Here is a 14,306-nt window from a genome sequence, read left to right on the forward strand (position 1 = left end):
GGGGTCGAAGCGATAGGACCTGTCGAAGCTGCGTGAGCACGCGGCTCGCTGACGCCCCGCGGGGCGTCGGTACGTCCGTCGCCCTCTTCTCGGGCGGAGCCGGACGGGCCACGTGGTCCGCGTCCGACGCTTGAGACGAGCCAGCTCCTGCCGTAGCGTGCTCGCCGGAAAGGCGTGACATCTCGTCGGGATGTCGAGATCGAAGAGATGAGCGGCGTGGCTCCGATCCTACCAAAAGTGCGGAGGCTAGGGTCGCCCCACTACGGCCGGCTTCAGCCTGGCTGTGACCCTCCGACGCTCGGGTGCCCGCGATGATCGAGTCTCTTCCTGTCCGCGTCGGCCTCTCTCCGAACGACAACCCGCGCGCCGCCATCGAGCACTTCGACGGCCCGCTCTTCCTCGCCACTGGGCGCGGCTTCATCCCGCAGGTGGAGGCAACGTGACCCGCAAGAAGAAGCCGTCCGTATCTCTCGTCCGCTCCTCGGCCGCCGAGTACCTGACCTTCGTGGCGGCCGCGGGCGCGGGCGGCGTCGAGGCGATCTACGCCGACGAGAACGTCTGGCTCAGCCAGAAGATGATGGCGCAGCTCTACGACGTGGAGGTGCCGACCATCAACTACCACCTGAAGAAGGTGTTCGAGGACAGCGAGCTGGAGGAGAAATCAGTTGTTCGAAATTTTCGAATAACTGCCGCCGACGGGAAGACCTACGAGACGAAACACTACGACCTCTCGGCCACCATCGCCGTCGGCTACAAGGTCAACTCCGAGCGGGCGGTGCAGTTCCGCAAGTGGGCCACGCGTGTCGTCGCGGAGTTCACCATCAAGGGCTTCGCGATGGACGACGAGCGCCTCAAGCGCGGCGGCTCCGTCCTGAGCGACAAGTACTTCGAGGAGCAGCTCCAGCGCGTCCGGGAGATCCGCATCTCGGAGCGCAAGTTCTACCAGAAGATCACGGACATCTACGCCACGTCGGTCGACTACGACGTGACCGCGCAGGCCACGAAGCGCTTCTTCGCGACGGTGCAGAACAAGCTGCACTGGGCCATTCACGGGCAGACGGCCGCCGAGATCATCGTCGATCGCGCGGATGCGACCAAGGACCACATGGGGCTTCACACCTGGACCGACGCGCCCCACGGGAAGATCCAGAAGTTCGACGTGGTCGTGGCCAAGAACTACCTGACGGAGCCAGAGCTTGCGCAGCTCTCCCGCCTGGTGAACGCCTACCTCGACGTTGCCGAGGACATGGCGCTTCGCAAGATGCCCATGACCATGCAGGACTGGGAGACGCGCCTGAACCGCTTCCTCGCGGCCACCGATCGCGAGGTTCTACAGGACGCCGGCAAGGTCACCGCCGAGATCGCCAAGGCGCACGCCGAGAGCGAGTTCGAGAAATACCGCATCGTGCAGGACCGCCTCTTCGAGAGCGACTTCGACCGCGTCGTGGCGGAGACCAAACGCCTTGGCGAGGGCGCCCCCACGCCCAAACCGAGCAAGAAAAAGCATCCCTGACCGCCCCACGCGACACCGCTCCTCACCACCATCACCACCGCGCCATCCCCTCACTCCCCCCGCCGCACGATCTTCACCCCCGTCGCATAAAACACCTCCCCCGCGTCGACCGTGAGGGCGCTCACCGGGTCCGGCAGGAGGCCCTCGGTCACCTGAGGCCCCGAGCCCGGTGTGGGGCGGGGGAAGCGGGAGAGGCCCGCCGGGCCGCCCAAAAACACGTGGGTCGTGCCGATGGCGAGCCTGTCGTACCCGCCCCCCGTGACGAGCCTGCGCGGCACACACGGGGCCGCGTCGATGGGGCAGTCGAACACCACGCGCGACGCCACCATGTCCTGTTGGACGACCACGTACCGCCGGTCCGGCCCCGTGACCTGCAGGGCCACGTCGAGCGGAGGCTCGCCGGCCGCGAGGTTCGCCCAGTTTTTGTTCGTGCCGGAGCAGTCGGCGTTCTCGCATCCGCCGACGGTCGTGCCGTTGAGCACCGCGAGGCCACTGCCCAGTTGCAGTCGCCCGACTCCACCCCCCACGGGGAGCGCAAAGGGGAGCAATGTGGGATCGTTCGAGCAATCGGCGCCGCCCCACGGGCACGTCTCGAGGCCATTCGCCCGCAAGAGATAGAGCGTGCCCGGCAATGCGGCGACGTCGTTCACGTCGGCCGTGAGCGGCACCCCCAACGACTTGACCACGCTCGTCGGGGCGCACGTGCCCGCCGAAGCCGCCTCGACAGCGCCGTTCGTGCGCACGACCACGACGCCCATGACGGGGCCCGCGGGGATGTCCTTTCGTGTCGCGAAGCCCTTGATGGGGCCCGCGGCTCTCACCTCGCATCGCACCGTCAACGGGCAGTCCGCCACGGTGCACGAGCGGATCTCGTTCGTCTCGTCGGCCCAATAGATGCGCTTGTCGGGCCCTACGCCGTCGACCAAGAGCTTCGATACTCGGCTATTCACCACGACCTCGCGCCACGGCACGCGCGCGTCCGCGTCGACCCCCGCGTCCACGATCGGGGCGGGCGCGTCGAAGCCCGCGTCGCTCACGGGGACGGCCGCGCCGACCACGCCCCAGGGCCCGCAGTTGGGCACGCGGTTCGTCTTGGGCGGGCACGCGCGGCTCGCGACGACCTTCAGGGTGCCCTTCGCGGCGCGGGTGCACACGGCCTTGGGCAACCGCACCGTCGCCCCGTCGCGCTGAAAGCCCCGCGCCCCCTCGACGAGCGGCACCACCGCGCGCCCCCCGGCGAGCACCCCGGCCCCGTCCTTCGGCACGAGGCCGACGTTCGTCACCCCCTCGAGCGAAAAAGTGCACTCTGCACCGTTCGCGACGGGCGCGACCTCGAGCGAGAGGGCCTCGTCGAAGCAGCGATCGACCGGGAAACACGTGCCGCCGATGCCCCGCTCGTTCCCGCCGCCGAAGATGGCCGTCACGTCGTATGGGTCGTCGAGGGTCACGTCCGTGGCGGGCACGCAGCTCCCGGCGGAGCAGGTCTCCCCGGCGGGGCAGGTCCCGGCGGCGGTCTCCTTCGAGGCGCCCTGCACGTTCTCGTCGCCCGTGCAGAGCCACTCGATCGGGATCTTGAGCCCCGCGACGCGCCCCCGCGGCACCTTGGAGACCGACTCTCGCACCACGGTAGGGGTTCGCCCGCGGAGCGCGATGATGCGAATGGTGATGGGCTCGTCCTTCTCGCCTTCGAGGATGCCGAGCGTCGACGGGAGCTTCACGCCCGTCGGGCCGACGGCGTACGTGTCCTCGAAGATCGTGCGCCCGCTCGACGTGATCGAGACGACCACGTGGGTCACGTCCTTCGGGATGGACATGTCGGTGTCGAACGAGAGCACGAGCTCCCCCGCCACGCGCCCCGAGCACGCCGTCGCGAGCCACGCCGCGAGCACCCACGAGCCGACCACCCCGAACCCTGTCCGCCCTCTCGTCACGTCGACCTCCTTCGCATCCGACCGAGCCCTCACCACCCGACAAAGCCTGGCACAGGGCCGAGCCCCGGCGGCCTTCACCATCGAATCGCAACACCCGCGGCTCGGTTGTTGCGAATTCGTTGCGACCGTCGAGACCTGCCCACACCCAGGGTAGCCCATTGTAGGATGACGACGATGGGTGAGCCTCTCGACGTGCTCCTCGTGGAAGACGATCCCTCCTTGCGCGAGGTGCTCGCGATCCACTTCGGCGCCGAAGGCTGGGTCGTGCGTGTCACGGGAGACGGCCTCGACGCCATCGCCCAGTGCCAGGCGCGCGCGCCGCACGTCGCCGTGCTCGACGTGTCGCTCCCGGGCGCCTCGGGCATCGAGATCTGCCAGCACCTCCGCGGCGGGTACGCTCCCGCCCCCGGTGTGGTCATGGTCACGGCGCGCGGCTCCGAGGTCGACGTGCTGCTCGGCCTCGAGGTCGGCGCCGACGACTACGTCGTGAAACCTTGCCGCCCGCGGGAGGTCGTCGCCCGGGTGCGCGCCCTCGCCCGCAGGGTGCGGCCCGAGCTCGCCGGGGCACGCGCCACCGCCGTCCGCGCGCTCGGCCCGCTCGTCGTCGACACGGGCGCCATGCGCGTCACCGTGAACGGCGCCGAGGTGAAGCTCACGGCCACCGAGCTTTCTCTCCTCGTGGAGCTCTCGGCCCGGCCCGACGTCGTCCACCCCCGGAGCGAGCTCTTGAAGTCGGTATTCGGGCTCACCCACGAGGGATATGCGAGAAACGTCGATTGCCACGTGGCGCGGCTCCGCAAGAAGCTCGAGGTCGCGGGGCTCGGGGAGAGCCCCATCCACACCGTGCACGGAATAGGGTATCGGTTCCTCGTGCCGAAGGACGCGTGATGCCCCACCGCAAGCTGCCGGTCGACGTGAAGCTCGCCGTGCTCGTCGGCGCGCTCCTCCTCGCGAGCGCGCTCGCGCAGCGGGTGCTCATTCGGTGGGCGCTCTCGCCCTACGAGACCGAGCTCCGTGCCATCGGGCTCATCGAGGCGCACTCGTCGCTCGCCGTCGCCGCGGTCCGCGAGCGCATGATCCTCGCCATCGGCGCGCCGCTCGTGGCGTGTGCCCTCGGGACCGGCCTCGTGCTCGGCGCGCTCGCGCGTCGTCGTGTGAGGCCGCTCGTGGTCGCGATGCGCGAGGTGTCCAAGGGCGCGCTCGACACCGAGCTCCCCGTGCCGCTCGATCCGGACTTCGCCGACGTGCGCGAGACGTTCGACACCATGCGCCTCGCGCTCGCCGAGGCGCTCGGGAAGCTCGCCGCCGTCGACGCCCAAAGGCGCCGTCTTTTCGCGGACTTGGCGCATGAGCTCGCGAACCCCACGTCGGCCATCATGGGCCTCGTCGACACGCTCGGCGCGCCGGCCCTGTGCGAGGATCCCGCCGTCCGCGCGCGGCTCCTCGTGTCGCTCGAGGGCGAGGCCACGCGGCTCGGGCGCCTCGTCGCCGACGTGCGCGACCTCGCCGAGCTCGAAGATCCCGACGTGCCGTGCCTGCGGGAGCCCGTCGATCTCGGCGCCGTGGTGGCCGAGGCCGCGGCCCGCTTCGCGCTGCTCGAAGGGGCCCGCATCGACGTCGCGACCGAGCCCTCGCCCATCCTCGCCGATGGCTCGCGCATCGAGCAGGTCCTCGCGAACCTCGTCACCAACGCCCGTCGTCACACTCCCCACGACGGCACGGTGCGCGTGCGTGTCGCCTCGAACGAGGGGACGGCCACCCTCGTTGTCGAGGACAGCGGCCCCGGCGTGCCCGACGAGCTCCTCTCGCGCCTTGGAGAGCGCCTCCTGCGCCTCGACCCGTCCCGCGATCGCCGCACCGGCGGCACCGGCCTCGGCCTCTCGATCGTCCGCTCGATCGCCGCCCGCCACGACGCCACGCTCACCTTCGACCGCGGCGACCTCGGCGGCCTGCGGGTCACGTTGGTGTTCGCTGCGGCGGGGGCTCGCGTGGCCACGCCGGGGTGAAGAACAAGAGTGTGCGGGTGGGGGGGGCCCTGCTCCTCTACGCTCTCTCCACTCACGGCGCAATGCCGATTCGGCTACTTCGCCACGCGCCGCACGTTGGCGCCGCTCCGGTACCAGACCTCCGTCGCGGTCAGCAGAATGGGGGCCTCGACCGCCTCGCCCGTCACGTGGGGCGCGAGTGTGCACGTGCCGGCCGTCGCGATTTCTTGCAGAGTGCACCGAGAGAGGCCGGTGGCCGTGCCCACGTAGAGGTGCGTGCCGTCGAGGTTGTACGCCGTGCCCAGCGCGCCGAGGTTCGTCCACGCGGCGCAGTCGGCCGCGGTGGGGCACGCCTCGAGGTTGCCATTCCGTAGAATGACCACGGCCGGATACATGACGCCCGCGCCGCGTTCGCTCACGGCGATCGAGGTGGGGGTGGTCGCCGGGACGGGGATGTTCGCGCCGGTCGTGCTCATTTGGGCGGGCATGAGGTTCGAACCGGTGATGTTCTGCGGCGGGCCGTAGCTCACCGTCGCGCCTACGTTCGAGTGCATCGTGGCCGTGGGCCGACCGATGCGATCCATGTTCGGGCCCGGTGGGTTCGCCGTGACGAGGCGCGTCTCGAAGCGCCCGTTCCCGACGGTGGGCACCGCGCGGAACATGGCGCGCACGTTCGTCTGGCTGCCGTCGAGCGCGTAGAGCGTCATCGAGCCATTCCAAATGTGGTTGGGCGCGTTGCGTGCTTTGCCGGTGCCGTCGAGGTTTATCGAATAGATGTCCCGTGAGAGCGTCCCCGAGCCGAAGCTCACGAAGTAAATCTTGGTGCCGGCCACCGCGAACGGATCGTTCGTGGCGCCGAGCGCGAAGGGCCCGGTGACCGTCGCGCACGCGGGGAGCGCGCACGTGCTCATGCCGGCCGCCGTGCGCATCGCGAGCGCCGTGGCGGTGATGTCGAAGTCGAGAATGCCCGCGAGCGTCGTGGCCGTGGTGGGCCTCGGTGGGGTCGAGGCATCGGACGCATCGGCGGTGCCCGAGTCGGACGCGTCGGCTGACCCCGCGTCGCTCGCGTCGGCGCCCGCGTCCCCCGTCGTGCCGTCTTCGGCAGCGTCCACGGCGCCGGCGTCTCCCGCCCCGCTGTCCGCGGTGCTCGTGTCGGGGGTCCGGGCGGCGTCGCTCTCGGCCGCGTCGCGCGGCGTCGCGGTGTCGCGAACGTCGGCGTCCGCGGTGCCCGCGTCGGGCTCTTCGGCGAGCGGCTCCGTGCACGCCGCGACGAGCGCCGCAGCGGCCATCCCCAGCCCGAGCCCCACCGTGCCGATCGTCGCCCAGGTTCGTCGCATCGTTCGCCTCCCTCTCCCCACCGGTACGCGCGCGGTGCGTGCACGTCGCGCACGGCATCCCCCGAACCTCTCAAGGTACGGCAAAGCGGCCCGCCACGTCGCGCCAGAAGCGAAAATCATGCCGAAAAAGGCCTTGTGCGGCGCGCCACAAAGGCGGACTCTTCCGGCCCGAATGGTCCTAAGGAAGGCTTCGGCGGTCGTGGCGCTCGCGAGCGCCCTCGTTTTCGTGCCCGGCTGCGCCAAAGAGGCGGCGTCTCCCAGCTCGGCGCTGGTCCGCGATCTGCGCTCCGCGAGCGGCTCGAGCGACGGCGAGAAGGTCGGGCGGTGGCTCCTCGCCGAGCTCTACGCCCCGGGTGGTGAGGCCAAACAGGCCGCCGAGGCGCGCAAGCAGCTCGACAAGCTCCCGAACCAAAAGGGCCTCCGCGCGAGCCTCGGGCGGGCCCTCGCCGACGAAGGCCACGGCCTCCCCAAGAGCGCCGCCACGCATTTCGCCCAGGCGCTCGTCGCCGCCCGCGAGGCCGAGGATCCGGAGACCGAGCTCGCCGCGTGGATGGCCGCGCACCGCCTCGTCGCCCTGCGTGGCGCCGTGCCGAGCCTCTGGAAGACCCACAAAAAGACGGTCGAAGACCTCATCGCCAAGCCCGGGCGCCTCGGCTGGCGCGCCGTCGCCGAGCTCGTCGAGTGGTGGGCCGTCGAGTCGTTCGACGAGGTCAAGGTCATCGATCAGGCTTACGACGCCGAGGTGACCGCGCGCATGGGGTGCGTGAAGGGCCTCCGCCTCGCGGGCCCCTTCGGCCACGGCACCGCCGCCGATCGCCGCCGCTCGTTCCCCGCCGAGACCGCCCCGTGGCCGCTCGTCTTCCCCGCCGATCCGCACCGCGGGAGCGCCGCGCGGGTGCTCAAGTCCGAGCAGTCCCGGTGCGTCGCCCAGGCCACCGAGCCCTCGCTCGACGGTGTATTCTACACGGAGACCTACGTCACGACTGAGGCCGAGCGCGACCTCGTCGTCGCCGTGCAGGGCGCCGTCAAGGTGTGGGTCGACGACGTGCCCATCGTCGAGCGCGACCTCCGGGGCTGGGGCGTCTGGCAGCGCTTCGGCGGCGCGGTGCACGTCGGCAAGGGGCGCCACCGCATCCTCGCGCGCATCGTGAACGACTCGGCCTCCATTCGGCTCTTGAACCTCGATGGCACGCCCGCCAAGCTCGCGAGCGACACGAGCCCCGAGGCGCCCTACGGCCTCACGCCGGCGCGCGCCCTCCCGAGCCCGAACCCGATCGACGGCCTCGTGACCGCGCTCGCGGCCGGCAAAGAGCTCGACGTCGACCCGTTCACGCGGGTGCTCGCGGCCCACGCGGCCGCCGTCGAGGGCATGCAGGACGTGGGCGCCGTGATCCTCGAGCCGCTCGTCGGCAAAGAGGCGGCCGCGTACGCCCTCGAGCTCTCGGCCTCCATGGTCTCGCGCGACCCGGCCCTGCCCGACGAATTGCGCAAGCGAAACGAGAAGATGGCGCATCAGCGCGCCACCGCCGCCGACCCGAAAATGTGGATCCCGCGGGCGTGGCTCGTGCTCGACGAGGCCGAGCAGCGCGGGCTCGTCGAGTCGGTCGAGCCGATGCGCAAGCTCGTGGCCGAGTTCCCCGACGTGCTCGAGCTTGGCGATCAGCTCACCCGCATCTACGCGAAGCTCGGGTGGCGCGCCGAGCGCATGCGGTCCGCCAAAGACCTCGCCACGCGCTTCCCCGAGAGCATGCCGGCGCAGCGCCTCTACCTCGCCGCCCTCGACGACGACGGCGCCCTCGCCGAGGCCGACACGATCGCCGAGCGCATCAAGAAGCTCGACCCCGACGTCGAGATCGACATCGATCGCGCCCTCGCCCGGCGTGACTGGAAGGCCGCGGTCGCCGAGCTGAAGAAGCTCCAGGCGCGCCGGCCCGATCGCAAAGACCTCGCCGGTCGCATCGCGGACGCGCTCACCCGCGGCGGAGATCCGAGCGCGGCCGCCGAGCAGCTCGAGAAGGCCCTCGCCAAGAACCCGTCCGACTCCGGGCTCCGCCTCCGCCTCGCCGATCGCGCGTATGCCAAGGGCGATCTCTCGGCGCTCCGCCGCGCCCTCGCCGACACCCTCCAAGCCGGCGGCAAGGGCACCGACATCCGCGAGGCCGTGGAGCTGCTCGAAGGGGCCTCGGCCCTCGAGCCGTACCGCATCGACGGGCGCTCCGTGGTGAAGGCCTTCGAGGCCTGGGAGAAGAGCGGAAAGCACATGGAGGGCGTGTCCGCCCGCGTGCTCGACTACTCGGCCGTGTGGGTCCACCCCGACGGGTCGAGCGAGATGCTCGAGCACGAGATCCTCAAGATTCAGTCGCAAGAGGCCGTGGGCAAAGAGTCGGAGCAAGAGCCGCCCTCGGGCCTCGTGCTGCGCCTCCGTGTCATCAAACCCGACGGCTCCGTGCTCGAGCCCGAGCCGGTCGGCGGCAAGCCCACGCTCACCATGCCGCACCTCGAGGTGGGCGACTACCTCGAGATCGAGCACATCACGAACCAGGCCCCCGAGAGCTTCAAGGGGCGCACCTACCGCGGCCCGCACTGGTTCTTCCGCGAGGCCGACAAGGGCTACTGGCGGAGCGAGTTCGTCACCATCACGCCGAAGGATCGCCCGCTCGAGATCGAGACGCTCGGGTCGGTGCCCGCGCCCAAGGTCGTCGAGAAGAGCACGTTCGTCGAGCGGCGCTGGCGCATGGACGAGAGCCCCCCGGCCCCCGAGGAGCCCGACAGCGTCTCCCCGCGCGAGTTTCTCCCGAGCGTGCGCATCGGCTGGGGCCAGTCCCTCGAAGATACCCTCGCGCGCCTCGTCGACGTCGCCACCGACGAGACCCCGCTCGACCCGCGCCTCAAGCGCCGCGCCCTCGAGATCGTGTCGGGCGCGAACCTCTCCGACAAGGACGCCGTCGCGAAGCGCGCGTACGCCTGGGTGCTCGAGAACGTCGAAGAGGGCCAGGAGTCCGACGGGCGCCGCTCCATCCTCGGCAAGTCGGGCTCGCGTCAGGCGGCCTTCTCACACATCCTCCGCCAGCTCGGCATCCCGGTCGATTTCGCCATCGCGCGGAACAAGCTCGCCATGCCGCCCCGCGGAAAGATGAGCGAGGTCGAGGGCTACGACGCGCTCCTCTTGCGCGTCGACACCGGTCGCGGCGTGCGCTGGATCACCGTGCGGGACAAGTTCGCGCCCTACGCCTACGTGCCCGCCGAGGTGCGCGGGCAGACGGCCGTGGTGCTGAAGCAGGGCACCCCGCGCGAGACGATCTCCGCGGCCGGCGTGAGCGACGGCATCGTCATCCAGGGCCGCGCCGATCTCCGCGAGGACGGCTCCGCCCAAGTCGAGCTCGTGCAGCAGTTCACCGGCAAGGTGGGCATCAGCATGCGCGGCATCTTCGACAAGGTGCCCGAGAGCAAGCGCTTCGACTTCGTCGAGACCCGCCTCCTCGCGCGAAACCTGCCCGGGGCGCGTGTGCGCGACGTGAAGCTCGAGAACATGGCGCAGCTCGGTGAGCCGCTCGTCATGAAGGTGAAGGCCGAGGTGTCCCAGCTCGTGCGCCCCGACGCTCGCGGGCTCGTGCTGAAGTCGCTCTTTCCCCTCCATCTCGCGCAGCTCGCCACCCTGCAAACACGGCAGACGCCGCTCCTCCTCGGGGCCTCCTCGCACTTCGAGCTCGACTTCCAGATCGTCGCCCCGAAGAGCGTGCGTTTGCCCGCGACCATCCCCTCGGGCACCGTGAAAGACGGCGAGCGCATCGTCGACGTGAAGGACGCGGTCGCCGGCCAATCGATCCGCCTCCTCCGCACCATCGATCTGCCCGCCGCGCGTGTGCAGCCTGGGGCCGAGTACGCGGCGTTCGTCGACTTCGTCCAAAAGGCCGACACGCTCGTCGAGCGCGAGATCCTCCTCGGGCGCTGACATGACCACGACCCCCATCGCGCGGGTGCTCGAGCCCGAGGTCATGGACACGGCCGAGGAGGCCCACGACTACGACGCCATGGACCACGAGGGGGTGAACGCCGCGTTCTGCGACGACCTCCTCGCGGCGCGGCCGAGCCCGCGTTGGGTCCTCGACCTCGGTACGGGCACCGCGCGTATCCCGCTCACGCTCTGCCAGAAGTGCCCCGGCGTGCGCGTCGTCGCGACCGACCTCGCGCATCACATGTTCCGCCTCGCCGAGGTCAACGTGGCGCGCGCGGGCCTCGTGGATCGTGTCACGCTCCGCCTCGACGACGCGAAGGCCCCGAAGCCCCACCCCGAGCCCTTCGACGTGGTCGCGTCCAACAGCGTCGTGCACCACATTCCCGAGCCGCAGCAAGCACTTGCGGCGTGGTGGGAGAAGGTCCCACCCGGGGCGCTCTTCTTCGTCCGCGATCTGCTCCGTCCCGACACCGAGGCCGACGTCCTCGCCCTCGTCGAACGCCACGGAGGCACGGCGCCCCACGACCCCACTGCGCGTGCCTCGCACGAGAGGCAGCTCGAGCTCTTTCGTGCGTCGCTCCGCGCGGCCCTCCGCCTGGACGAGGTGCGAGACATCGCGCGGTCGCTCGGCATCCCCGAGGGCGCCGTCACGCGCACGAGCGATCGCCATTTCACCCTCGCGTACGAGCGCCCACGATGAACGAGCTCGCCTCGGTGCGCCCGTTCCCGTGGGCGAAGGTGCCTGGGCTCTCGCGGCGCGAGCTCTACGCCACCCGAAGGCTCCGCGACGTGGCCGAGTCGTTCGTGGTCACGCGCGATCTGTCGGGGGCGCTCGGGCGCCTGCTCGGGGTGAGCGCGCGGGCCGTGCTTCGTTCGGTGAGACCCGCGGCCCCGGGCGACCTGCCCGACAACGCCCTCGGCGTGCTGCTCGCCCACGACGGCGACGGTCCCGAGGCCTCGGGGGTGCTCGTGGCGGCCGAGCCGGCCCTCGCGGCGACGCTCGTCGGTCGCGCGATCGGGCGTCCTGTCCCGGCGCTCCTCCAGCCCCGCGCGCTCCCTTCGCACGAGCTCGCGGGTGGGCTCGCGGCCATCGTGCGCGCCGTCGTCGCCACCTCGTTCGCGGCCGCGTCGGCCCCACGGATCGTCACCGCGGGCCCGGCCGACACGATCCGCCCGCAGGCGCTCCGCGCGTCGTCGGCGTACGTCGCGCGGTTCACGGTCGTGATCGACGAGCAAGCGTTCACGGGCCTCGTCGTGGTCGACGCCGAGTCGCTCCCACGTCCGGTGATCGAGGCGTTCGACCGTCGTGAGCTCGCGTCGCTCGGCAGGCTCCCGCTAGGCCTCCCGGTGGTGGCGGCGTGGTGCGGGGCTACGTACGCCGAAATCGCGACCCTCGCCCCGGGCGACGTGCTCCTCACCGGCCGAGAGGCGCGAGGTGCGCGGGGCCGCATCGGGCTCGAACCCTGGGATTTCCAGGGGGAGGTCGTCCTCGTGCCCGCGCGCGCCGAGGTCGGCATGGTGGCCGAAGCTCGGGATTCGGGCGCGGTTGTGCTAAGCGAGCACCGCGCTTCCGTCCCGCTCGTCGCCCCCGAAGCGCGGTCCCTTTCCCGCCGAGGTCCGCCCGTGAACCCGAACGACACCCCGATCGACGCCCTCGCCGACGTACCCCTCGTCGTTCGTGTCGAGCTCGGCGTCGCAGAGCTCTCGGCGAGCGCCTGGGCCAAGACCCGCCCGGGCGACGTGCTCACCCTCGGCCGCAAGGTGGGCGATCCCGTCGTCCTTCGTGTGTCGGGCACCGAAATCGCTCAAGGCGAGCTCGTCCACGTCGACGGAGAGCTCGCCGTCCGCATCCTCTCTCGCTCCGGAGATCTCGCTCGATGAGCCCCTCTCGCCTCGCGCTCGCGTCCTTCACCGTGGCGCTCGCGCTCGCGTCCGTCGCGTGCAAAAAATCCGACCCGGACGGCCCCGCGCCGCAAGGCTCGTCGTCCGCGGCGCCTTCCGCGCCTTCCGCGGCTCCTTCGTCCGCGTCCGCGACCGCGAGCGAAGCGGGCGCACCCTCGGCCAAAGCCACCGGCACCGCGTCGTCGTTCTCCGGCAAATACACGACCGAAGCCGTCACCGCGATCGCCGTCCCCGAGGGCACCAAGTGGAAGGGCGAAGAGGGCACCGAGGGCACGGGCGAAGGCACGCTCACCCTCGAGGCCGCCGCCGACGGGCGTGTCACCGGCACGGTCGAGGGCCCGCTCGGCCCCGCGCTCGTCGAGGGCCTCCTCGAGGGGGACTCGCTCACCGCGAGCTTCCGCCGCAAAGATCCGGCCGACAACGGGTTCTACGGCACCATCCTCGGCAAGGTCGCGGGCGACAAGGTCGAAGGCAGCGTCGCCGCCTCGCGCGGGAACGCGGGCCTCGTGCGCACCGGCAAGCTCACCCTCTCGAAGAAGTGACCATGGTCCGCCGAACCAAGTACCTCGAGTGGGCCGTCGATCACGTGGGGCGCAGCGAGTACGACCTCGCCTCGAGCGGCATCATGCCCTTCGCCGAGCACGAGCTTCCGCCGCTCGAGGGCCCCATCGACGCCCGCGCGTACGGCGCCCTCATCGAGGCGATCGCCGCGTTCAACCAAGTGCCCGACGCGAGCATCGTGCCCACGCTCGGCACCTCGCACGCGCTCTTCGTCGCCATGAGCGCGCTCCTCTCCCCAGGGGACGAGGTCCTCGTCGAGTCGCCCGCGTACGAGCCGCTCGTCGCGATCCCCGAGCAGCTCGGGGCCAAGGTCGTCTCGTTCGAGCGCAGGCCCGAGGCGCGTTACCTGCTCGAGCCGAACCAGGTCGCCGCCAAGATGACCGACCGCACGAAGCTCGTCGTGGTCACGAACCTCCACAACCCCACCGGCGTGCACACCCCGCTCGAGGTCCTCGGAGACATCGCGGCGTTCTGCGCGTCACGCGGGGCCACGCTCCTCGTCGACGAGGTGTACGCGCCGTTCGCGGCGTGGCCGAAGGGCGTCTTTTCGGCCTCGGCGTCGCAGCTCGGGGCCAACGTCGTGTGCGTCTCGAGCCTCACGAAGTGCTGGGGCGCGGGCCCTCACCGCATCGGCTGGGTCATCGCCTCGGGCACCATCGCCGACACCTGCCGCGCGCACCTCATGACCACCCTCGGCCACTTGCCGGTGGGCCACGCCGCGCGAGGCGTGCACCTCTTCAAGCACCTCGACGTGCTCTCGGCCCGCGCCGAGCACGGCCTCGCGAAGAAGCGCGACCTCGTCTCCGACTGGATGACCAAGCGGCAAGACCTCGCGTGGAGCGCGCCCGAGCACGGCCTCTTCGGCTTCGCCGTCCGCACGAAGGCTCCCGCGACGGACGACCTCCGGGCCCGCATCGAGCGAGGCCAGCGTGACCGCCACGTGCTCGTGGTGCCCGGGTCGTTCTTCGGCGTGCCCCAAGGCTTCCGTCTCGCGTGGTCGCTCCCCGAAGAGCGCCTCACAGATGCGTTGCGTCGGCTCGCCGAAGTCCTCGATCGCCCCGCATGACGCGATACATTAACCAATAATATCATTGGTTTACATGCGTATACACGGGCGCCCGG

The 14,306-nt window shown here is 70.9% G+C and carries 10 protein-coding genes; 8 read left to right on the top strand and 2 right to left on the bottom strand.

Annotated features, from left to right (window positions below; translation table 11 throughout):
- Nucleotides 1–439 precede the first annotated feature (439 nt).
- A complete protein-coding gene (locus tag IPK71_08165; GenBank protein ID MBK8213710.1) occupies nucleotides 440–1,513 on the top strand; it encodes a virulence RhuM family protein in 1,074 nt (357 codons plus the stop codon).
- A 50-nt stretch (nucleotides 1,514–1,563) separates the two neighbouring features.
- Here the strand turns inward: IPK71_08165 and IPK71_08170 are convergent, their stop codons facing one another.
- Nucleotides 1,564–3,444 carry a hypothetical protein gene (locus IPK71_08170; protein MBK8213711.1) on the bottom strand — a complete coding sequence of 627 codons (1,881 nt, stop codon included), beginning with the start codon at nucleotides 3,442–3,444 and terminating at the stop codon, nucleotides 1,564–1,566.
- A gap of 174 nt (nucleotides 3,445–3,618) precedes the next feature.
- Here IPK71_08170 and IPK71_08175 point away from each other — a divergent pair, with 174 nt between their 5' ends.
- Together IPK71_08175 and IPK71_08180 are read left to right on the top strand one after the other, a co-directional pair.
- Nucleotides 3,619–4,332 carry a response regulator transcription factor gene (locus IPK71_08175; protein MBK8213712.1) on the top strand — a complete coding sequence of 238 codons (714 nt, stop codon included), beginning with the start codon at nucleotides 3,619–3,621 and terminating at the stop codon, nucleotides 4,330–4,332.
- Nucleotides 4,332–5,450: an ATP-binding protein gene (locus IPK71_08180; protein ID MBK8213713.1), complete on the top strand. Its 1,119-nt coding sequence runs from the start codon at nucleotides 4,332–4,334 to the stop codon at nucleotides 5,448–5,450. Before IPK71_08175 ends, IPK71_08180 begins: the two co-directional genes overlap by 1 nt.
- Before the next feature lie 74 nt (nucleotides 5,451–5,524).
- On the opposite strand, the gene IPK71_08185 is transcribed toward IPK71_08180, so the two are convergent.
- Nucleotides 5,525–6,766, bottom strand: a complete 1,242-nt coding sequence (locus tag IPK71_08185) for a hypothetical protein (protein MBK8213714.1) — start codon at nucleotides 6,764–6,766, stop codon at nucleotides 5,525–5,527.
- Between the two features lie 172 nt (nucleotides 6,767–6,938).
- Here IPK71_08185 and IPK71_08190 point away from each other — a divergent pair, with 172 nt between their 5' ends.
- The 5 genes from IPK71_08190 to IPK71_08210 are packed head-to-tail and all read left to right on the top strand — an operon-like array spanning nucleotide 6,939 to nucleotide 14,250.
- Nucleotides 6,939–10,718: a tetratricopeptide repeat protein gene (locus IPK71_08190; protein MBK8213715.1), complete on the top strand. Its 3,780-nt coding sequence runs from the start codon at nucleotides 6,939–6,941 to the stop codon at nucleotides 10,716–10,718.
- Nucleotide 10,719: 1 nt separating this feature from the next.
- Complete coding sequence (locus IPK71_08195) at nucleotides 10,720–11,421, top strand: class I SAM-dependent methyltransferase (protein ID MBK8213716.1); 702 nt, start codon at nucleotides 10,720–10,722, stop codon at nucleotides 11,419–11,421.
- The gene (locus tag IPK71_08200; GenBank protein MBK8213717.1) at nucleotides 11,418–12,602 is read left to right on the top strand and encodes a FliM/FliN family flagellar motor switch protein; all 1,185 of its coding nucleotides are present in this window, start codon (nucleotides 11,418–11,420) and stop codon (nucleotides 12,600–12,602) included. The genes IPK71_08195 and IPK71_08200 overlap by 4 nt, the downstream gene beginning before the upstream one ends.
- Nucleotides 12,599–13,165: a hypothetical protein gene (locus IPK71_08205; protein MBK8213718.1), complete on the top strand. Its 567-nt coding sequence runs from the start codon at nucleotides 12,599–12,601 to the stop codon at nucleotides 13,163–13,165. The genes IPK71_08200 and IPK71_08205 overlap by 4 nt, the downstream gene beginning before the upstream one ends.
- 2 nt (nucleotides 13,166–13,167) lie before the next feature.
- Nucleotides 13,168–14,250 carry a pyridoxal phosphate-dependent aminotransferase gene (locus IPK71_08210; GenBank protein ID MBK8213719.1) on the top strand — a complete coding sequence of 361 codons (1,083 nt, stop codon included), beginning with the start codon at nucleotides 13,168–13,170 and terminating at the stop codon, nucleotides 14,248–14,250.
- Nucleotides 14,251–14,306 lie beyond the last annotated feature (56 nt).

It is taken from the genome of Myxococcales bacterium (assembly GCA_016712525.1).
GTDB lineage: Bacteria > Myxococcota_A > Polyangia > Polyangiales > Polyangiaceae > JAAFHV01.